The 634-nt window shown below is 62.0% G+C and carries 1 pseudogene; it reads left to right on the top strand.

Annotated elements, in window-relative coordinates:
• Positions 1–191: pseudogene (locus CPT76_RS38100) on the top strand (hypothetical protein); the annotation flags it as partial.
• Positions 192–634 lie beyond the last annotated feature (443 nt).

The following is a 634-nucleotide window of genomic DNA, read 5'->3' as shown; positions in this document are numbered from 1 at the left end:
GGCCCGCTGGCCTGCTGGGCCTGCCCGCGGCCCAGGGCCTTGCGCCCGGCGCGCCCGCAGACGTGGCGCTCTTCACGAAGGATGCGGCGGGCATCCGCATCCTTCGCACCTACAAGCGCGGGCAGCTGAAGTACGATGCCCGCGATGTGAGCGCTGACCGCGATCCGCACGATACCGGCTTTACCCGGTAACACCTGCACGGTGCAAGCTCTCCATCGCCACACGATAACACCAGCACCACGTACACGATAACGCCCGCACGATACGCGATGCACTACTCCACACGATGATGCCCACACCACACACCGCGGCCATCTCTACCGACATTGGCACCACACACCATGGCCATCTTCACCTGATGATGTACTCACCTCGCACACTCCCCCTAGTCCACGTACCACGCACGCATCGCAGGCCAATACTCAGCCCCAAGCTTAGCGCGGGCTGACCAAAACATTACCCCCCACCCGGATACGCAGTCCGGGTGGGGGTTTTTACTTTACCCACATGTGATGGCGGCAGGCCCTGCTAAGGTTCGACGGCCTTTCATGCCATTAATCCTTAAGCACCGTAACTCCAACCTCGACCCAGCGGAGTGGACGGAATCGATCTGGAGAAGCGAAGCGGCCGCCTT

Origin of the sequence: Paenibacillus sp. AR247 (assembly GCF_002968895.1) — a bacterium.
Classification (GTDB): Bacteria; Bacillota; Bacilli; order Paenibacillales; family Paenibacillaceae; genus Paenibacillus_AQ; species Paenibacillus_AQ favisporus.
This window is presented reverse-complemented; position numbering and strand designations above follow the sequence as displayed.